At 55.8% G+C, this 22,658-nt stretch carries 3 protein-coding genes and 1 pseudogene; all 4 read left to right on the top strand.

The genetic code is table 11. The features are described from left to right. Positions 1-283 precede the first annotated feature (283 nt). The 4 genes and pseudogenes from BKX96_RS09125 (at position 284) to istB (ending at position 22,504) form a co-directional block, all read left to right on the top strand. Positions 284-12,367: a hypothetical protein gene (locus tag BKX96_RS09125; RefSeq protein ID WP_077183477.1), complete on the top strand. Its 12,084-nt coding sequence runs from the start codon at positions 284-286 to the stop codon at positions 12,365-12,367. Continuing rightward, a complete protein-coding gene (locus tag BKX96_RS09130) occupies positions 12,364-19,869 on the top strand; it encodes a hypothetical protein (RefSeq protein ID WP_077183479.1) in 7,506 nt (2,501 codons plus the stop codon). Before BKX96_RS09125 ends, BKX96_RS09130 begins: the two co-directional genes overlap by 4 nt. A 339-nt stretch (positions 19,870-20,208) precedes the next feature. After that, positions 20,209-21,708 (top strand): IS21 family transposase, encoded by a 1,500-nt coding sequence (gene istA / locus BKX96_RS09140; protein WP_143512416.1) that lies wholly within the window; start codon positions 20,209-20,211, stop codon positions 21,706-21,708. Next, positions 21,701-22,504 (top strand): annotated as a pseudogene (gene istB, locus BKX96_RS09145) (IS21-like element helper ATPase IstB). The gene istA and the pseudogene istB overlap by 8 nt, the downstream one beginning before the upstream one ends. Positions 22,505-22,658 lie beyond the last annotated feature (154 nt).

Raw genomic sequence — 22,658 nt, forward strand, 5'->3', positions numbered from 1 at the left:
TTTTTTTTCATCAGGTTTTTCATCGTTACCCCCCAAAGTTGGGGGGTGTTGAATGACTTTAGATGACTGCTGAGAGGAGGGCTGTTGTCGATGATAGTCGCAGTTCGGAGCCCAGTGCCCGTTGTAACAAATATGAGTCAACTTTTCGGGGTGTGAGCCTGCTCGTTAAATAAAACGGGTAAAGCTCAAAACGCCACTACACTCACGGAGTCAGTGTGTTTACTGCTGTGCTGACACGCGTTTATCACCTGCTAGATACAACCCCAATGGACGGACGACTCCTATGGCTATCCAGCTTTACTCGCGATCTTCCAGCAGTGGTCACGATTTACTTGAACTAAGGCTTTCCCTTGAGGCGAACCGTAAAGACGCAGACGGCGATTTGAAGCGTCTTGCTGATGCGCTCAAGGAGGCGGGTGCCGGTTCGCCTCTGAGCGGGTTTGTGTTCCAGGCGAATACAGTAGGGATTGATACCCGAGGAACCATCGGTGGTAGCGCTATAGCTGCGAGACAAGTGTTCGCCGTTGAATTCGATGTACCAGGCGTGCTGCTGGATACAGACAGCAATGGTTTGCATCGGCTGCGCCCAACCAGCGATCTGACCAAAGACCTTGATGCACTAAGTAAATGGGCCGAGGCTCAGGCAGGGGCTGCGGCCAAAGAACAAGCTGCGCAACTTCTTGTTGTCCTCAACGACGCACGGATGACGCTGGAACGCGTCCTTAGTCGACGTGAAGTCACGATAAGGGCCGGTGCTCAGGGCAGTACTTACTTCGGATGCACTGGAATTGCAGGGGCAGTAAAAGTTGAAGCGAGGGTCGCCATTGACCTGCAGGCGCTGCTCAATGCCCTGGAGTCCGGAGCGGTCACCGGGCGTGAGGTGTTTCGGGCAGACCTCGCGGCCAGCATAAACTTCGTTAGCAGTTCGGGAAGCTCAATGCTGGGGGCTGTTGAGTTCAGTTGTGTTGTCACAGATGTGGAGGACAGCAAAATCGAGGAACGTATCGTGCTGATTCCGCGTATCGATTTACCCTCGCTCAAGGGTTTTCCGCGCCTGGGTTTCGATTTTCCGGTCATGCCGTTCCCCACGCTCTCGCTGCACGGTTTCACCTTGGGCAACCCCTTTCGGCTGTTCGACGTGGGGTTGCCCCTGCCAACATTTGCGGGGGGAGGATTGCCTTCAATTCCTCTCAAAGTTCAATGGACTAAGGATCCGCAGTTCAAAATCACGGTGGTGGGGGGCAATCTTTCGATAGTTACGACACAAACGGGGGATGCTCGAATTGACTGGATCAAAAGCACGTCCCAGGTTGATGTCGCCAAGGTAAAAGATCTCCAACTTACTGTCGTGGGCGGTCATTATGAGCTACAGGGCGGGATCACCTTCGAAGAGGTGATCATTACGGAGCGCCTGAGTCGAAAGACTGGCCTCGGTGTGGATACAGCGTTGCCTGTAACCGTTGATATTGATGACTATGAAGTGCGTATTACCCTGCCGGTCAATAGCCGAATTGATCTGGCAACAGGCGCCGCTTCTGGCTCGCTGGTAGGGATGATCGATTTTCCCAGGATTTTCTTACGTTCCAAAGAAGATCCCCGCCTGGTGCTGGCTTTTGCGGCAACCTACGAAACGACCGTTATGCAAGGTTCCATTACTGGACGCCTCACTGAGCTCAAAGTCATTGAGCCTTATCCCGTAGCGCTGATTGCCGCGACGGCCGAGAACGTGATCGCAGGCGTGATCCGGCTGGTTAGTCTGATTGAACTGCCTGGCGGTCCCTCCACTCCGACATTTCCGGATTTGCCGACATTGCCTGATCTCTCAAGGCTGATCGAGCGTATTGGTGAGCTTCTGGCGGCGAGCCTCAAATGGATGGCGAGGCAAGCCGGTGAAGCGCTTGGCGCAGTCGCCAACGTGCTTGTTGGTCTGATTGAGGGCGCGCTGGATTTGATGGGGAGGGTGATCGATCTGATCGGCAAAGGTGCTGCGACGATGCTGAGTCACGTCGCGATTGAGGTGCGCCTCGACGCTCAGAGCTGTGCATTGAAACAGGTACTGATCACGCCGGTAGAGAATCCTCAACTGCCAAATCAAACGGAAGTAAAACCACTTGAGTTTGCCGGGCTGGAATTGAGCCTGCCCGCGGCCTGGGCACCAACCCTGTTGTTGGACTTTTCGGGATCGTTCGTCGCGGCACTGTTGGTTTCACCCAAGGACCATAGCAACAACTCCGACAATCAAATGGTGATATCGACCGATCTCTGGCTCAAGCGCCAGGGTGCGCCAGTCGAAGCTGTACGCGATACCGACACGGAGGGTAAACGGCCGGATACACGGCTTATCCAGTTGCGCGGCTGGAAGAAGCAGAGCAGTGCGATAGCTGTGGTGGTGTTGCAACGTGGTGCTGTGTCGTTTCTCAAAACACTGAAAACCTACACCGCGGCCTCCGAGAACCTGGTGGTGGAGGGCACCCCCAGTACAACGGTCAAGATCGGGCAGTTTACGCAAACCCTGGAATTTTCGGATCTTCAGGCGAATGACTTTGATGGATCGGTTCACTGTGATGTCGATCCGGCGAAGAGCCGGCTACTGCCATTTTTCGGCACGCCAAAGAACGACGGAGGAGGGGCCGGTTCCGCTTCGTTTCTGGACAAGTTGAGTCAGTACGTGGAGCTGAAAAGCGCCAGCGACGTGCAGTTGAGCGGCGCTACGATCAGTCTGCCACTGAGTGCGCTGATCCATCTGGACGACTTTTCCACGACGCTCAATATGTATCTGAGGCTTGACCTTGCAACCCTTAATGCACGCCTTGATGCTGGGGAGAAGTTTGAGATCAAGGGCAAGCCTATACCGGGCGATATTTTTGGCCTGACGTATGTTATTCGGCCGAAAGGGGTCAAAACGCCCGATCCGAGCGTAGAGTTTCCCCAGTTCGAACTCGACTTCTCCTCTGGATCTCCTCGAATGTCCCTGCACAAGGATGCCGAGGTCGATCTTTTTTACTCCAGACTTGGCGGTGGCGGGCGGGGGCTGGTGTTCAAAGTCTCGGAGTTTGCGGTCGGTCAGGGCTACTTTGATATCGTCGCTGACGTCGATCCGCAGGAGCCTGTGACCTTGCCAGGGGTGGATATGCCATTCCGCTTCGAGGCCGGTCGTCTGGTGGTCAAGCGAGGCGAAATCCAGGCGTTTTCCATCACTGGTTGCGGGCAACTGCCCCCGGAGCTTGTAGGGGAAGCCAACTGTAAAGTCACCCTCAGCCTCGGCCGTGAGCCCGGTGGTGGACGACTGGCAGTACTGGCATGCGATGCAGAACTGGACAAGACGCAAAGCCCCATCGTCTGCCATGCCACACGCTTTGAACTGACAATTTCCAAGCTGGGCTTCGCGCTTGAAGACATGCGCGGCGAGGGCGGTTACCAGTTCTATTTCCAGGTGACTGGAACACTGGTTTTCGCCCCTGGTAAAGATGAATTCTCGGACACCTTTCTGAAAAATCTTCGTGGACTGAAAATCACCCTCAACAAGGCGCCGCTGGCCCGCGATATAAGTCGTTTGAGCCGCGCAATCGATTTTCAGATCCCGATCGAGCCGAAGGTGACCTTCAATCTATTTGATGTCTTTGCATTCGAGCTCAGAGGCATCGGCTATCTCGGATCCTCGGATGCGTTCGACGGGGATCCCGCCCTGGTGATCTGCGGGCAGGCAAAATTGACGCCCAACTCTGATGTCGTCAGCGCCAAGATTGACCTTCACAGCATGTACATCTCAACTCAGGTATCAGGCACGAGCCTGCCTCGTGTCCGGTTTGAGGGCCTGAGTGTTTCATTGGCGCTTAAGACTGGCTCCGTGGAGGCGACAGCGATTGTCGTTGATGATCATCTCCCGACGCTTTACAGCCACGGCACACAACCACCGAAAATGACGGCGCGCGGGTTCCTTGCATCGGGCCGGATAAATCTCAAGAGTTGGGCGCCGATGAGTGCATCCATGGGCTTTCTTGAACTCACCGGGCCCGAAGGTGATAAACGCCACGCGTTCTTTCTCTACGGGCAATTGGAAAAGCTCTCCACTGAGATCCCCACGCCCATCAAACCGATTTACCTGCGCGAAATGGGCTTTGGTATCGGCTACCGCTACACGCTCGCAGGGTTGCGTCGAGCGGATGCGGTGACCACTCCGAAAGCGCTGATCGAAGTCCTTGACGATGTCTCGCGATATCAAAATGACCTGGCGCACTTCGAGGCTTGGGAGCCAGAAGCTACAGGCGATCGATTGACTCTGGCATTGAGAGGCATGCTATCGATTGATTCGGCCTCGGAAGAAGGTGATGTCAGCGAGGCTGAAGAGCTTCTGCCCAACCTTCTGCTGATGGATGTGGCGGCAGCTCTGCGCTCGGATCTGACCTTTCTGATGACTGTTCGAGCCTGGCTCTGTGTCAACTATGCCGATTGGTCGAACACCGAAACACGCGAGTCCATAGCAACCCACCCGATGTTGCGCGGTTATCTCTATATTTCAGCGCCGCGTCAGGAGTTCCTGGCACGGCTGCTCTCCGATCCCAACGGCTTCATAGGCGATCACCCAAAATTGCCGGAACCGTTGGTCAAGGCATTCAGGGCCGTAACCTGGTCGGCAACGCTGTATGTGCGCCCAGGCCTATTCCACTACGAACTTGGCTGGCCTTATGAGCTGAAGTTCGCTTTCAACGAGAACGGATTCGGTATCTCGTGCGAAGGCGGGATGGTGATGCGGGTTGAGGACTCGTCCATTTTGTATGGCATCGCCTTTCGCGCAGTCGGATTCGCGCACATCGGAGGCGAGGCAGGAGGGCGCTCACTCGGGGCATCGGCAGTGGCCAATCTGGACTTCTCCCTCGATGCCAAATTCATTGCGCTGATAGCTTTGAAGCAACCGCGTGACACGCTTTTCTACGGCTCAATTGCCTTTACGTGCACGGTGAGTATCGAGGTGCGGATATGGATGGAAATCAGTCTTGGTTTTGATGATATCCGTATCGAAATAGGCCTCTCGCTCAGTCGTACGCTTTCCCTTGCACTGGAAGTCGCGGTCGAAGCATCAGGCATTGCTGCACGTGGAGCGGCTAGTACCTCCTTTGCGGCGTTCGGTCGAACACTGACGCTGGCGATCGGATTTTCGTTTGGCGAAGGCCGACTTGAAGAGGCCCGCCAGCGTGTAGCCCGTTATCTGGCATTGGGACTCACGGCGGCGGTACCTGACCCTGAGCAAGGGCTGGCGCCACCTCCAGCGGCGCCACCGACAAAAAATGACGGCACACTGAACAGCGACGCCGAAAAGCATGCTGTTTTGAGCGATGTGGCGAACAATCCACCGTCCGTGCAGCCCAATGTCCTGATCCCCATCGGTGGCGATCTGGTCGGACAGCCGCAGTTCTGGGCCATGCTTTTTGAGGTGCCAGCATTCCCCGACACGTATGTCATGCAACTCATTCCGCGTGATCACACCGATATCGGGAAAGAGCTGAAACTGGGTTTCAAGGCCTCGACCTTTTTCGCCCATCCCGGTCCTGCTACCGAGCAAACCGAGACAGTGTCGTATGAACTAACGACGAATACCCCTCTTTGCAGGCTTCTGAACGATGGAAGCCAAAGTTCAGTCTCGAATGACCTCACCGCGTTCTACAACAGCCCCCTTGCCACGTCCGAAAAGGGAAAAACGCTAAAACTGCATGAGTTACTCCAACAATGTTTCGTACCCAAAGCCGCGTCCTATGATGCAGAGACGGGACAACTCAATCATCGTGACGAGGATGACAACCAACCACTGCAACCACCCTTCGAACTAATCCATTCAAAGGATGCCGGAGCCCATGCATCGCCGCAGCAGGCTGCAGAGACGTTGCGCGTCGCTTCGAGCGACATGATGAAATTGTCACTCCAACGAGCGGAGTGGCGTGCAACAGAAGAGCGGCGCTCCTCAGTGATCGCCTCGGTTGTCGCGTCAGCAGAAGCCATTGCACGAAAAGCAAAAGTTGACGGCAAGGGCGGTATTATTTGGCCACGCAGCCAGCCGAGTACTGCGCAGGCACAAGTGGATGCTCGAGATCTCGGGCTGACCTTTGTCGTCACTGAGGCGCAGATCGGTCAATTATTTGATCCGACACCTTCAGCCAATCCACCGAAGTCCAAATTTAAAATTCGAGCCGTCGGGGCGTCGAACCTGTTGGTGGAAACAGCAGAGCAATGGGTCTACCTGTTCAATCCGATCTTGCGTTTTTTCGACCGCAACAAGCCGCGTCTGGTGCATCCAAAAGCTTGGGCCGGAACCGAAGGCGTGGGGCTCGACTGGGACCTTGAACCCGGCTGGGGCACCTCTAAAGGCATCTGGAACGATCCGGAATTTCATCTTAAACATTATGAGATCGAGCGAATCGTTCAGGTGGGAGGCAGTGTCGTCTCAGAGATTGCACCCGTCTTCGTGCAAACCAAAGCCAGTGCGCCGCTTATGGCGCAAGTGGAAAATGGTGCAGTAACCTGGCAGCGTGTTCGTCCCCTGGCTCAGTTTGTCGACGATTTTGCTGACTTGCCAAATTCGATGCGGCCTGCGTTCCGCCAGCAGAATGAACACTCTACTGAGGGCTATGAGCAAATCATTGCAGCGTTCAACGGGCTGGTTAAGGGCCAGGACAGAGCGCTTTTGGTCATCTACACCATCGTACCCGTAGACATTGCGGGAAAACGGGGCGTGGGGGTCACAATCGAGTACCCGCTCACGCGGCCACAACCCCCGGAGACCGCATTGGGTCGGGTGGAATTGGTGGTCAACTTCGAGCGTTTCCCGGGCTTGCCAGGAACCACGTTCCCGACGCTTTTCCTACGAATTGACGATCTGCTTGATCGAGAAAAAGATGACAAGGAACAACCGCAACGATTGCCTGCCAGAGGTACCCGATACGCTCTGAAAGTGCGGCACGAGCGAGCGGTCCTGTTGGGCGAGTTCGGTGGGGACACCTTGGGGCAGGCTTTGCAGCGCCCGGGACCTGCCGAGTTTGCCCGTGACGACATGGACGATCAGGTGTTCGAGTTTGAATTATCGTGGCCCGTTAGCGCTGGTGGGAGTCAGAAAGCGTCAAAAGACTATCGATGGAAGCACGGACTTGAGTTCATTCCCATTGGTGCCCCGGCCAATACCCTATCCTTGAGTTTCATTAAAAAAGAGGATGAGTCGGGCGACCCGATGGAAAAACTGCAGGCCGCCCTCGGCGTTCATGTAGAGAGACAAATCGAATCACCTCGCCCGGTACGCTTGGCCCTCAAACGCTTGCAACGTCAAAAGTCCCCGGATGAACCCGGCCCGCTGAGCGTGGAGCCCTGTCCCTCACCGTGGATTGCCGTCGATATGGCGCTGCGCATCGGCACGGTTCAGACCGACGAGCTCGGTCGACCCGTTGGTAGCCCCGTGCAAATGCCGGTCGAGATATTCGAATGTCCGGTGATTGCGGGTTATCTGCCGATGGAATTTGCGGACCTCGATGCGCGGGCGGGGCGTCTGTTGGTTGATTATCCAGCATCCAGCTCTTCGTTAGGTCAGTTGCTGGATACACAACCGCAGGCGCTTTTGCGTCTGCGTGACGGTGAGCGGCGGATTGCGACGCAGCTGAACTGGGCTACATTTCCGCAGTACAGCAATTTAACCAGAACCCAAGTAAATCAATCGCCAGACCATATCGCCGGTTACGACGTATTCGAGATTGACCTGACCAGCATTACCAATAAGTCCGAACAGATCGACGCTGCACGGCACGTGGCCCGGGCACGGCTGCTTGATCCGCGTATCGGCAAGGCTGATCCCGCAGGTATTGACGACTTTGGTGCTGTGGAGGCGTTCTACCCCAGCGAAGCCCTCAGGCTCGGTAAACCTCAGGGTGAAGGCGGTGCGGCTCGGCGACGTGCCTGGTACTCGCCAGCCGAAAGCTTGCTCGCCTGGGCCAGGCCGACATTGCGTCGTTCGGTTGGTCTAGCGATGAACGAGGTCGATATTGCTGCGCTATTCGATAAGGGACAGCCCTGGACGATTGAGGTGGCATGGAGTGCAGAGACCGAGGCCCGATTCCCGAAAGAGCGGGGCACGTCGTTTCCAGCGCCGGCGATCTGCTATGACAGCAAAGCAATAGGCTGGGTACAGGGTCCTTTCATCCCCGAGCATGTAGGGCTAGGTTGCCAGATGTCCTGGACTGTGGGTGCGGCCCGCAGGCTCATTATCGGATTGGTACTTGCCAGAAATACTGCAAGCGATTGGAGCAGCGAGCCTTGGGTCGATGCTTATGTGAAAGGTTCCGGCGGCGCCAGCTTCAAGGGGATGTCGCTAACGTTGACTGGTAAATGTGGGGGAGGCGTCACTGGTCAGACATCAGTCGTGGTCGACCTTGATCAAAAACTTCATCCGCTACTGGCTGATGTGATCGATGCGCTGCGTTGGGACTGGACAGTCCCGGACTCACCATACCGGCGTTACAGACCGGTACTGGAGGCGGCGCCTCCAACCAAAGTGACTGGCATCGCTGAACTGATTGATGAGCGCCCGATCGAACGCGATCCCTACGGTTGGGCCGTTTTACGTACCTTGGGCCTGGCCCAGGGGCTGCGACTTTTTGACATGACAACGGCAGCGTATGAGCAGCCGTGTATTGCACTGAAACTGATAGACCAGGCATGCGCAATGATTCGCGGACGCTACGCGGGGCTGGGTTGTGGCGTGCCATTTGTGGATGTGTTCACTCGAACGGACGGTCTTATGACCACCACCAGTTTCGATGGTGGCACTCCTGTACCAGACGCAGGTAGCTTGAAGCGACTCCTCGCGGACAAGGCCGTATGCCTGACGCAGATATCACTGCGCCCGATGCCCGAGGCGATGGTGCGCGGTGAGGTGGAGGAGGCCTGGACGGCGACGGCAGTGCGGTACTTTGCGTTGACAGGTCAGGTGCCTTATCAGGAGCTGCCGATTGGACCTCTTCAGTTTCGATTTACAACCGCCGATCTTTCTGAAGATGTGCTCGTCGACGTGATCGATCTGGTTGGAGGGACGAATGGCAACAAGCCCATTGCTCTGGCGCACTCTCTCGACGGACCCGCCGCCAAGGCTTTTGGCAGCGGTCGCAATGTAGCGACTTCGTTGGTTATAGAGGTGCCCGCATTTTTGCGCGACTCGCAGCACAATAATTGTGGGTCCGCTGCTCCTGTGGCATTGCTGCGCGTCATTTCTACGCAAAATGATGGTCGGGAGCAGGCTGGCCTCCTTCTGCCGGGACAGATGTTCACTTTGACGGAAATCAGGGGGCCAGTTGTTGGTTTAAATAATACCTGGAAGGTTGAAAACAGATGGGGCCATATTGACGATCCATTCGATCAGTTCCCTTCTCTTGATTCGATGGCAATCGCTACGCTCATTCAGGGAAATGAAGCGATCAAAGCCAATGAATCTGTAAAACGCAATTTTGATGATTTTGTCTGGTACGTGAAACGTGTTTTCGGGCAGTCGCCAACCAGTCTTCCGACAGACGCAAAACTGCGGCCGTTTCTTGAGCGATGGCCCGGCTTTATCAGACGCTACCTCGCGTATGGGCTAGCATCGAACGCGCCGTTGTCCTCCTTGAAAAACACACCTTTTGCGCTTGCCACTATTGCGCACTCTGAACCGCTTCGTCTGATACCCAGCACCAACGGCGTGATGCAACTGTTGTTCTTGCACAAGGATCGCTTTGCCCGCAGAAGACGCTACGCAGTAAGGCCGGTGGGTCGTTATGACGCTTTGGTGAGCGCTTGGGACTTGGCCACTTCAGGTCTTGACGAAGTCGAGGCCGCTTTGGCGCGACTGCCCTGGGCCTCTCGACATTTACTCGCCGACAGTTTCCGTGAGGGCATCAAACCTGCGGCAGTAAGTCTGCCGATGATCAAGGTAGAAGAGAAGGATGATCCGCTGTCCACCTGTTCGATCGATGTGGTCATGCCTCGGACCGAGCCCCTTGCCGTACCTGTGGTTCTTGGCGCCGCACGTCTTGATGTGGGGAGGGGCGCTGACAGACGGCCGGGGCGTCTGCTCGAGTTTCTGGTATCGCGCCATCCTGACGAAATCGCCTCGGAGGCCAATCTGCACATCGCGGATGCCCTTCAGTTCGAACATCAGGCTTTTGGCTTCTGGCGCGAGTTTTCTCAGCCCCAATGGGCGTTTGCGTACAAACAGATAAACAACGGCGTCGTGATCGACGGGTTGCCGGCCATAGGTAATCGCCTGGCGGTCGATCCGGGGACGCTGTCATTCAAAGGGGCGACTCTGGAGGAGGACGCAAAGCCGTATGATCCAGGTGTAAGAAATGCTTTCGCACCAGCATCGTTACCGGAACGCATCGTCGATGGATGGCGCGGTATAACCGCTCTGCGTACGGACTCTGTTCCCCATTTTTATCGACTTCATCTGGCTGTCTTTGCCGCCGCCGGCGTTGTGGTATCCAAACCGGTTGCTGCTGTCATTCCGGAAAGTGGCTACGAACTCAATTGGCCGTGGACCGGCGATCCTGGCAGGTTCGGAGCCGATGACTCGACGTCGAACTGGACCGTGGTTCGTGATGATTTCAGCAGAACGGCAACTGTTGGCCTGCACATACCGCTGGTACGCAACATCGATGGTATGCAGGGAGTTGATCGCGAGCGCTGGCTCGCGGGATCAAACAACATTCCAGAAGTCTTCCTGCTGCCAGACCCGCAAGTCATATACGAGTTGTCCACGCGTATAGTGCCAGGTCTGACGGCTTCAACCACGTTCACTGGTGAGCTCTCGCCGGAGATCGAGTTTCTGGCGATGCCGGTGCCTACGGATGACTCAGCCAATATCAAGCCGTGCTACCTCGATCGTGTCGCAGGGGGACGGTTCAAGGTGCAAGCACAAACTTATGTCTCACCGCGATTGCAGAACACGCTGGTCCCGTGGCGGCTCAACCCATCCCTGCGCGGTCCATTAATGCTACCTGCTGCTACGCCCGTGCTAGAGCGCGATGCCGCACTTACGACTCTGCTTCAGGGGTTCGGTGGTTTCGAAGCAAGTCCTTCGCGTTGGCAAACCGCTCATGCGCCTTGGCCATTGTCAGACCTGAAGATCACTGTTCAGCCACCCAGCTCACTGGCTCCTCCAGACTGGTCGAAGTGGGCAACGGAACTCTCATTGGTCGAACAGGAGCTGGCGCACTACCTTCCTGCATCTCCCTCCGGAATTGCCCAGCAGGCATTGGCGGTAATCATCCAGTGCATCCGGGATTTTCTGGATATCGCAGCGTTGCCCGATAGCGACCGTGTACAAGCCTGGATCGAACTGGCGGGATCAGACCCCAGCACGGGTAATCCGGCAATCAAGGCGATGGCGTGGCCGGCAGGTGTGCCGATTTACAACTCGAGCATGGAAGGAGGGCAGACACGTATCAGCAGCGTCTTCCAGTGTTCTACGCCTGTGAAGTGGATGTTCCCTCTTGATCAGGCGACCACTTTCGACGCGCGGGTGGCAACGATCCGCGCATTCGCAGGTGCACAGCGGCGCGTATTGACGACCGCACCGGGTGCAGTATTCGAAGGACCTGAGGCTCAAGATTTCGCTAAAAAATTCATCGCGGCAGCTTGGGACTACGATATGTATGCAATCCGGGCTGCTGACAGTGCACCTTTCGGAAGTCTTGCTCCCGAAGGTGGTTTTGCGCCGATTTCGCGGGCCATTCCTTCTGCACTGCAGGTGGCTGCAAAGCATCTGTCCAGAGATTTGCCTTCCGCGCCCGATGATAAGACTGAGCTTTCTCCCAAAGCGATTTTCGAGTTTGTGGCGGCTGTTACGGTAACCCTCCTGAGCGATGCTGCCGATCCCGGCGGCACAAGCAGTCCAGGTCGTAATGCCAGATTCAGAGACCTGCTTACAACGCTTCGAACATGCACTCCAGTCATGAACTCGACGGGTGTGCAAGGTGATCCTGGTCTGGGTTTCTTTGCTGCGCTCGAAGCGCTGGCAGCGTTCGAATATTTAAACGTTGATGGGTCGAAGCCAGTGACGATTGAACTTCGACTGCCGATCTCTGCGCTGCAAGACGATCATCCGGTGTTGTTAGCGCTTTTGGCGCTCGCACAACGGGTTGTGTTTGCACCTCCCGGCCAATTGATCCTGCGTCGTCCGCCAACACAAGCAGACATGCATCACCTCGTCAGTGCCGGTGCCGGTGCCGAACCGGCGTTGAGGAACTTCCTCGCCGAGGTCGCATCCGACCAGCTTTTCGGTAGGTCGCGGCGGCTATTCCTAAAGGCCTCCAAGGGTCTGGTAGATCCTGTCGTTACAGTGGTGGAGCGTGCGCCATGAACACAACCAACATCAGGGTTGTTCGTCTGGTGGGGCCAGAGTTGGCGCCCGCGAGCGTGGGTAAACCGGCGAAGTATCTTTGGGTTGCAGATCTGTCTACAGACTTGCAACTGGAGTCAAAGTCGCAGGGTGGGTTTGTGCCCAATCCCTCGCTGCGGGTTTTGGCTCAGACAGCCGAGGCGCGCACCTATAAATTTGAAGAGGGTTCGAGAAACACCGTTTCCTTCCACGATCCGCTGATGTTCCAGTTGGCAGTTTGTGGACTCCTGCAAACCGACGGTAAGAAATTCGGCGGTAGTCTGCGTTTTGCGGCTGATGTCGATGGGGACAATGCGAGCGCTATCTCAGCGTCTGCGGCCGCATTTCCCGCTGCGCCAATATGTTTTTCGCAGGTGGCTGCCGCGACGATGGCGAAAGATGGGGTATGGCCCCCCAAAGAAGGCTCCGGCATTGAGACGACCTCACTTTCACTCACCGTTGGCACTGTCGAGGTTGCTATCCGAAATGAGGGTGGAGATCGCGATATCTGGGACTATTGGGCGATCGGCAGTAAGAAACTGATCAATGGCGAACACTATTTGCCCATTCTCGGGGGAGCGGTATACCTCAAGGTTGTACACGGGGCATTCCCTTACGTTGTCGATCAGTCGATCACCAGCAAACCAAAACTCAAGACGTACAAGGATTCCGCCGCTGTAGACCGCATCGTGCTCACTCTCACTGCCGGCGGAGTGGAGTTTGATGCACTGATCGACGACCCCTTTGGGACCGCGGCTCAGATAAAAGTGCGGTTGCGGATAGCACCTGATGGTGCAGGGGAGCAGCACATGGTGCTGCTCCAGGAACGCTCCGGCGATAAAGGCTTACGTCCGGTACTTGATGATCTCGTCGAAGCGGTGCGACGCGAGCAACTCCCGCTTGTGTTTGATATACGACCGGGTCCTGCGCCGCTAGTGTGGCGACTGTCGCGGGGAGAGCATCGTCTCACGCTGCGTGACGGCATCAAGCGTCCTATGATTGCACCCGGTGCCTTGCGCGCAACGCTGGTGACTGAGCCGGTAACCGGTGCCAGGCTCAATACAACGGCCACACTGATAAAACCGGGGTTGATGATCGACAGTACCAAACCCGGAGCAAGGTTGCTGGTTGTCGAGGCTGGCAAACAACCCAGCGAAAGCCTTGCGGTAGCAGCGGTGAATCTCGTCAAGCTACGTGGCAAGAATGCTTTCCAGGTCGGGTTTGGCGGCCGCAAGGGGACCGCAGCCGCTACAGCTTTGCCGGTACTCGTAGAGCGTGATCGGCTGGCGGCAGAGCTTGAACTCCGCTACCAGCGACAAGGCTTGAGTCCGTTGGATAAACCAGTGGAACTCTTTGCTTTCGTGGCACTTGAACGAGGTGTATTGCAGATACCCTTGCCGAAGATACAAGCGCCGGCTGAGTCGCTGACTTCCGGGGGGCTCGACGAAGATAACCAGGCATTCTTCGGCCTTACTTTTACTCGGTTACTGCAGTATCCACCTCAAGGAAGCAACGCTGCCCCCGCCTGTGTCGGCGATGTGATTGTCGACAGTGCTTCATTTGTGCGCACCAGGGTCCCGTTCGCTGGTGATATACCGATGGGGTGTGACATAACCCTGCTCGACGCGAACGGTGTCATCAACGGCGCCCTGTGGTTTTCCGAGGCGACGCCCACGGCGCAAGAAGTTATTCCGATGCTGGACAATGGGCCGATTGCTCTCAGGTCGACCGCTCTGTCTTTCGGTCATACAAGCACCACCAATTCCGACTGGACCGGTTCAATTGAGCCAGTAGAACCGTCGCAATCAGTATCAGCGCTGAAGCTGGACTTGTACGTGGAGGCACGTGAATACGCACCTGTTGTGCATTGGGCTCCGATTGTCGGCATGAGGATGCCGCTGATAGCGGGAATGAATATGACGCGCACGGCGCCGAATGCGGCGATACCGTCACGCACCCGCGATCTGGTTCCTGTGTTTCATGAGGTTCCAAAAGGCTCAAAAACGGCAACGGTGACTATCAATCTCCAAGCCTTCTCTAAAAGTCTTCCGGTAGCCAGCATCACATCGACATCAACGCAACCAAGCTTTGGCTGGCCGCGAATCAATGATGAATGGATCACGCGGCAAGCAGAGCGGGACGATGAGCTAAAAGAAGCGGTTGCGTTCTCGATATTGACCTTGCCTGGTGTGGAAGTTGTTCCAACAACAACCAATCGCGCCGATCCTGTACTGGAATATTCACTGCGTTACGATCTTCCGATTCTTGGAGAGCTCTTCGCCGAGGCAACGTTTGTCAGATCGCAGCCGATTAGAGATTCCTTGCGCCCTCTGCCGCAAATAACGGCGCTGGATATCAGTGCACTGAAGGAAGTCTGGAGCGCCGCCACACATCGTCTGGCTCTGACTCGAACAGAACAGGATCGCATGACGGGTTGGGGGACAACGGATGCGAAGGGGCTGGTCGAGCCCTTCACATGGGCAACCGGGTTCAAAGTTGAGGTCACGTCGCCTGACACGCCCTCGTTGCCTTTTGGTCGTTACGCTTTGTATGGAGATGCCAAAGGTAATTTCAAATGGGCCAAGGGAGAAAGCGCGTTGGCCGGCCTGAAGGAAATATTCAAGGAAACGGGAGGAACCCTCTCCCAGGGTGACAGATATGCCGTTACCGGTTTCGCGCTAACACCCTATGAGTACTTTATTGATGGCCCGGGATCAGCAGGCAAAACGGGTGCGGTGGGTGATACACGCGGTTTTGTGATGGCGAAGGTTGTGCAAGAACCGCAAAAATATTTTGGACTCAGTGTTCGAAAGACTGCACTTCGGGTCTCACATGATCAGAAGTCAGATACACGCATCGATCTGCTGACGACGACTCACCAGTTCGACCTCGAGCTTCACCAGATCGCTCTGGAGCTTTGGGTGCGCGATCTGCCGATGAAGCCTCTGGTGGACGATGGCTGGGCTTTCACTGCGGTCGATACGCCAGAGAGTGCTATCGGTCCTGACGTCACGGTATTTGATAAAACTCGCCTGCCAAAGTCAGTGTATGAGTGGCGGTTGTTCGTTAATAGTAAAGGTAATCAACCATCGGCACCGCTTTATGAAGTTTCGATCGGCGCGCTGACACTGCATCCACTGCGACTCTGGAGCCTGCAGGTGGACCGTCACGCGAGTCTGACTCTTGCCAATGTGCTGTTCAGTATCACGCCGCCGCACACATTCGTACGCGGCAACGGTAAAGAACCCTTTGGGCCTGAGGCTCCTTACGAAACAGGTAATTCGGTGTGCATACGGTTCGCAATGGATAGCGGCAAATTACAAGCGATCCGGATTGGCAACGCGGGGGTCAATGGCCACGAAATTATCGTGGACGAGAGTAAAAACAAAGCGACCATCACGCTTCAACTTGAAGCACAGCTCAAACTCGGGGCTGATTTGCAAAGTTCGATGTCATGTCTGGTTAGAGTGAGTTTCCCGATCCGGATTGATGGCGGGAAAATTGCTGGTTTCGATGAAAGCGCCGAATTAGAGATGCAGCTTTTCGGCGCGCCGGTCACGTTTTCAAAGGGCGACGTAAAAATCGAGGAAACAAGTATAAAGATCGGATTCAAGGGGGTGGGACCAACACCAGGATTCTTGACGATCGAAACCATAAACCTGGAAATCTCGTCCACTGAGTGTTTGTTGACAATTTTAGGGGTAGCAACGCTTGGCGATTTGCCGACCGGGAATTTGCGAGAGGCCATAAAGGTCCATCTGGGTGGAGTCATCGATTGGTATGGGGCGACCATCAGTTCTGGCAATAATGCCAAGAACCTTTTCAACCAGGTCGATCATCGTCGGGGGGTGCTGACCGTTGAGCTGCGCGGCGCCTTGTGTGCCGGGCAGTGGGTGCGCGGAATTGAACTGAGCGACACATATGCCCGGGGATTTATCGTCCTCGTCGTTCAGCCGTCGGGCGAGAAAGGGCCGATGGTATGGTCGATCACAACTGCACGCTTTGACGTCACGGCTGCCAATGCGGGCGCAGAGCTCAAGATCATCCAGCTAACAAGGATTGCTCAAGAATCAACAACGACCGCAATCCGCGTGACGCTTCCCTTACTTGTTGATAGAGGCAACAGCGTAGTGGAGTGGCCAGTGGGGCGACTTGGAGATGATGCCCTGAAGTTCGTTAACACTACTAAACCTTATAAGGGCGAAAGGAAAGCTCTGTACACTGTGGAGCTGGTCAACAATGGCACCGCACTTACGCATAATGTACAGCCACGACTAGTAGATCTTTCACTCGATTGCAGTCTCCTAGACAGAGTCAACGGTGACTGGCTGCTTAAAGGCGTCTGGCAGTCCAAGGTGTTCACGGAGCACACGCTCAACGGCGATGGACGCTCCATGTCTTTCACGACGATTGACGATGTTGCCATAGTAGACCTGGCCAACATCGCAAAACGGCTTGCCAATCCGATAGACACAATCAATAAAGAGTATGGTTTTTTACCACGGTATGTGTACAACAAGACACCCGATGGAGCGCCACCGATTGTTGCCGGTATTGGTCGTGTTGGTCTCTTTGGGCGTGACATTGATCGTGTTCTTTCGATGGCCAGTATGGGAGGAGTTGAAAAAAGCCTAGCAATTTTCGGGGGGGCTGTTGTAGAGGCATCTCTGGACAAAAGCGATTTGAGCGGTGTTGTTTTTCCGCTTCCCTGGATCACATCGGTTTTTGGTGGTTCGCTGGCGCCGCTGATAAAAATCGCTCAAGCCCCCGCCCTGGGAATGTCTGCAAGTATCGGCCCGGTAGCGGCTTTCGATCTGGCGAGCGCCATTGCGACACCGCTCGAAGGCTTATCTCCTGTTCTGGTCAGCTTAGGGTCGGGCTCCGGGGTCGAGGTACGCCAGACACTTTCTCGAGTCGTTGGCTGCGAAGCGGCCAAAGTCCGGAATGTAGTTAATCAGGCGTTTGCGGCGAATCTCTTCCCGAACCCGGATATCAATGCAGCGTTTACTCAACCGCTTTACTGGCGAAGCCTGATGGCACTGGCGCGGTTATGGAGCGTCCCCAATCTTGAGAGGCCCACGTTCAAGACGTTGCTCGCACGACCTGATCAAGGTGATACCGTTCGCGTCCAGGTCTCTCTACGTATATGCGATAAGCAGGACACACTCAAAAGCGGCAGTGATTTGCTGGTCGTAGGGCGTTTTCATATTGGTTTGATGGATGTTCCAGAAGGCAGTGTGAAGGACGACGGGGACAGTTTGAACCACTTGACGGCTTTTGCTTCGACGCAAGTGGCTGAGCCTTTGGCGCTGTTTGTCGCGACCATATCGGATCCTGAATGGACAGACCGGGCACCGGAGCAGCGCAATCACGCGGACGTGCGATCAATTGCGCTGACGGCATCATTCGAGTTACGGCGATTTTGCAGGCTACGTGACGCAGAGCGTTCAATCTACGCATCACCGGCACTAGGTTGGCCTTGCCCGCCCCAAGGTGACCCGTATGTACTTAACGTGGGTGAGGAAACCGTAATTCAAGATGCGTCTCATGCCTGGGCGGGTCGCGCGCGAACAATCGGTGGCCCCGCCATTGGATGCGCTCCAAAACCTGCTGAGGGAGTGGCCGACCATGCTGACTTCCTTGCCATAGGTCGACGGGCTCTGTTTTCTCGGGGAGGGAAGTTGGCACCAAACGTTGTTTCGCCGCCTGACAGGGCACTTATTCCCGCAGGGTCTCGCGTTCGTGTGCCATTAGGCGCTGAGATTTTGTCTGCACTGAGTAAGAACCTGAACGCGCAGGGGAGTACTGACAGTGCTTATCCGCCGTCATTGGCAGCCTTGTCGCCGGGGCGTTTCGAGATTTTTTCCAGTGGCGTTCGTCCCGGAATATTGACGATGGAATACGAAGGATATCTGAGCGTAACGAAGGACCTTGCGTTCGACCCTGACCATTCACGGTTCGGCCGCCCTGCCGACCGGATGCCGGTGATTTGGAGACAAGGGCGTGCACCTCGCAACACTGCTTTACCTCGAGGCCGCACGCTGACTGACAGCCGACGAACGTACGTAGGGGAGAACCACTACGTCGATATCAAGGATATTCATACGCATGCAGTCTCTCGCGAACTGCTTTCTTTTGTTTTGTTCTGTGGACCGGGGGCGGTGTTACGTTACACACCGAGCGCGTGGGATGAGAAGCCGGACGCTACGATTGCGTTGATGCTGACGGTGCTGGCGCCGGACAAGGGCTGGCTAGGTCATGATTTGGAAGAACACGTCCAGATCAAAGTTCGCAGACCGAAAGGCATCGAGCTGAAAAAGGACCTCGCTCAAACGTTGGCAATACTAGGCTTCGCGTCGACGGGCCTCTATGCGACGTTGCAAATAGGAAATGTTGTGGCGGCTTTTGAAAGGCTGCAGGTTGCACAGCTTGTGGATGACTACGTAACGTTAAGTTTGGTGATGACGCTCGGCGAACGTGATCGATTGCGTGCTGCAGTCCGTAGTGCTGACGCTGATACGCGCGCACTCCTTAACCTTCGGCTGGCTTCAATTAATCCAGACGCATTGGCTCCAGCCCCTACAGACTGGCTCACCATCGGGCAGTCAGAGGCGGAACATTCCCAGCTCCCGCCAGGCCCCCCGCTGACGGTGACTTTTGGCATGCTGCTTCTGCCCGCAGACCGTCCGTGGCGGCCGATTGAGGTGGCGACGATAGTGTTCGCGGACCCTGCCTATGACCGTGAACTTGCGGGCCCGGCGCACTCGACAAGCAAAACTGGTGCAGGCGAGAAAAAATATCTTCTGGCACTCGATCGAGCAGAGTACGACCTGTCGCAGATAATCTATTTTTCGTTTGGCGAAGTGAATTCCGGATTTCTGGAGCCGATATCAAAAACACCACCATTATCGATTGGAGACGTTTGGTTTATAACAATTGAGCTCTCACCGAAGGCTCCTGTAAAAGGAAAGGCGACACGCCCGCTGACTATCTCCGGACTCCCACTCGCCGTACCTGCACAGGGCAACTCCGGCAAGGCCTATGCGATACCGATTGCCGCGTTGGCGGAGGCAGATGGTAAGCCGGCAACACTCGCTCCCGGCGATCGTTTGTCGATCTCGGTTCGACCGCTAGTACCAAAAGATTTGCCCCAGGATTTCGAGCTATCGATAGACGTGGGCATTGTCGCCTTTCCAGTAATTGCACCGCCGGCGGCGATCTATGGCGTGGTTACCCACGATGGCCAGATGGCAACGCCGGTACTTTTCGCCAGTGCTCCACAGGCGAGCCTCATTGAATTTCCGGATCTCATCGCCGATCTGGTACGCGGCCACGTTCGACGCCGGGCGCTTTTTGTATGGCCCTTTGTGCCTCGTACACCGATTCTGCCAGGAGAACGTAAAGCCGGGCTGGTGAAGATAGATCGAACGGGAGGAGGGCAGATTCCCGAGAGGCCGGATGTGGATTTTCCTCCGGCGGAGTGAGGTCTATCCATCGAACTTATTCGTAGACCAATCTCTGCGAACACCTGAGCGATTGCTTTGCGATGGATCCTTTCACTATTTGGGGACCTCTTGGTTGATGTGGCGCATGGACACGGTATCGCTGGTCAGTCAAGGCCATACCTTTGTCATCTCCAAGCATGGCAAAGCGGCTTGCTCATGGCACCTCCTAATTGTCCTCAGTTTAAGGCAAAGAGGTGTCTTCGTGTTGCCGCTGACCGAAAACTGACCCAGTAAAGGCTGTTCTGCCGACTGAAAACTGACCCAGGTGTTCAGTTGCTTCTGCTCACTTTCCGAGCAGGAGAACACAGGGTGATCAGCATGGAAATGTTGGGAAAAATCCGGCGAATGTACTTCCGCGACAAGCTCTCGCTGCACCAGATAGCCAAGCGTACCGGGCTGTCGAGAAACACCATCCGAAAATGGGTCAGAGCGCCCGAAGCCACTCAGCCGGCGTACCAGCGGTGCGCGACCTTCAACAAACTCAGCCCTTTCCACGACACGCTGGAACAGGCGCTGAAAGCCGACTCGTTCCGGGCAAAGCACAATCGCAGAAGCGCCAAAGCACTTTTCGAGCAGATCAAGGCCGAGGGTTATGACGGCGGCTACAGCCAGCTCACGGCGTTTGTACGCTCGTGGCGAGGTGAGCAAGGCAAGTCTTTACGCGCTTTTGTACCGCTGACGTTTGCGCTCGGTGAAGCTTTTCAATTTGACTGGAGCGAAGAGGGGCTGCTGATCGGCGGCCTGTTTCGACGCATCCAGGTCTCCCACATGAAGCTGTGCGCCAGTCGCGCATTCTGGTTGGTTGCGTACCCTAGCCAAGGTCACGAGATGCTATTCGATGCCCATACACGCTCGTTCGGAGCGTTAGGTGGCGTGCCGCGTCGCGGCATCTACGACAACATGAAAACGGCTGTCGACAAGGTTAATAAAGGCAAGGGCCGCACGGTCAATGCCCGGTTTTCCGTGATGTGCGCGCACTACCTGTTCGATCCGGATTTCTGCAACGTAGCCTCTGGCTGGGAAAAGGGCATTGTCGAGAAGAACGTTCAAGACAGTCGACGGCGCATTTGGCTTGACGCTCAAAACTGCATGCTCCACACCTTCGAGGAACTGAATGCCTGGCTCGGCCAACGCTGTCGTGCGCTCTGGAACGAGCTGCTGCATCCGCAGTACAACGGACTGACGGTGGCGGAAGTTTTGGAGCTGGAACGGGGCGAAATGATGCCGATGCCGACCGCCTTTGATGGCTACGTCGAGCGCACCGTACGGGTCTCCAGCACCTGCCTGATCAGCGTGGCGCGAAATCGCTATTCGGTGCCTTGTGAGCGAGTCGGCCAGTGGGTCAGCAGCCGTCTTTACCCATCCCGGATCGTGGTCATCGCCGATGAAACGATGATTGCCAGCCACGAGCGCCTGTTTGATCGAGATCAGGTCAGTTTTGACTGGCAGCATTACATCCCACTCATCGAACGCAAGCCGGGTGCACTGCGCAATGGCGCACCGTTTGCCGATCTGCCCAATCCGTTGCGGCTTCTCAAACGGGGCCTGAGACGTCACAGCAACGGTGATCGAATCATGACGCAGGTGGTCGCTGCCGTGCCCATTGCCGGTCTCGACCCGGTGCTGGTAGCGGTAGAACTGGTGCTTGAGACGGGAAGTCTGAGCGCCGATCACATCTTAAATGTTCTCGCCCGACTCACCGCTACTGCACCACCGCCTTCCGTAGAAACCAGCCTGCAACTCAAGGTGGCTCCCGTTGCCAACACTGCCCGATATGACCAACTCCGGACAACAGATGAGGAGAGCCGCAATGCGTGACTTGATGGCAGAACTTAAAGAACTGCGTCTGCATGGCATGGCGCAGGCTTGGGAAGAACTGGCGGCCCAGGGAGAAGCTTCGACGGCATCCTCGAAATGGCTGCTTGAGCATCTGCTCCAACAGGAGCAGGCAGATCGCGCCGTGCGCTCTGTGAATCATCAGATGAACATGGCAAAGCTCCCCATGCACCGTGATTTAGCTGGCTTTGACTTCAGCGCTTCCAGCGCTGATGCCCGTCTGGTCAAGGAATTATCCAGCCTTGAGTTTACGGAGACTGCGCAAAATGTCGTGTTCATCGGTGGACCTGGAACCGGAAAAACACACCTGGCCAGTGCCTTGGCCGTGTCCGGAATCACCACTCATAACAAACGAGTACGGTTCTTCTTCACGGTCGATCTCGTCAACCTGCTGGAGCGTGAAAAGTACGAAGGTAAGGCAGGCCGAATCGCCCAGGGACTGCTTCGGACAGACCTGGTGATACTCGATGAGCTGGGGTATTTGCCCTTCAGTCAGAGTGGTGGCGCGCTGTTATTTCACCTGCTTTCAAAACTGTATGAGCATACCAGCGTGGTCATCACCACCAACCTCAGCTTCTCGGAGTGGTCGAGTGTGTTTGGCGACGCCAAGATGACCACAGCGTTGCTGGATCGGCTGACACACCACTGCCATATCGTCGAAACGGGCAACGAGTCCTACCGTCTGTAACACAGCACGTTGGCCGCCCAAACAAAGATCAAATCGCGTGAACGAAAGCGCAAGGACGAAGATGGTATCGAGGACGATGATGCGTTTTGATCTGCGCCGTAAACACCCTTCCGCATGCCTGCATGCGGTGGGGCCAGACGCGTCTTCAACCAGGACACTACTGCTAAGCTTATCCACAATTGCTGGGACAAAAATCAGCAATCCGCCCTGGGTCAATTTTCAATCGGCAGGGTGGGTCAGTTTT

This window comes from Pseudomonas putida, assembly GCF_001976065.1.
GTDB lineage: Bacteria > Pseudomonadota > Gammaproteobacteria > Pseudomonadales > Pseudomonadaceae > Aquipseudomonas > Aquipseudomonas serbica.

Excerpts from the sequence above, each read along its gene's own strand:
- BKX96_RS09125 (WP_077183477.1), top strand. The coding sequence starts at position 284 with ATGGCTATCCAGCTTTACTCGCGATCTTCCAGCAGTGGTCACGATTTA.
- BKX96_RS09130 (WP_077183479.1), top strand. The coding sequence starts at position 12,364 with ATGAACACAACCAACATCAGGGTTGTTCGTCTGGTGGGGCCAGAGTTG.
- istA (WP_143512416.1), top strand. The coding sequence starts at position 20,209 with ATGGAAATGTTGGGAAAAATCCGGCGAATGTACTTCCGCGACAAGCTC.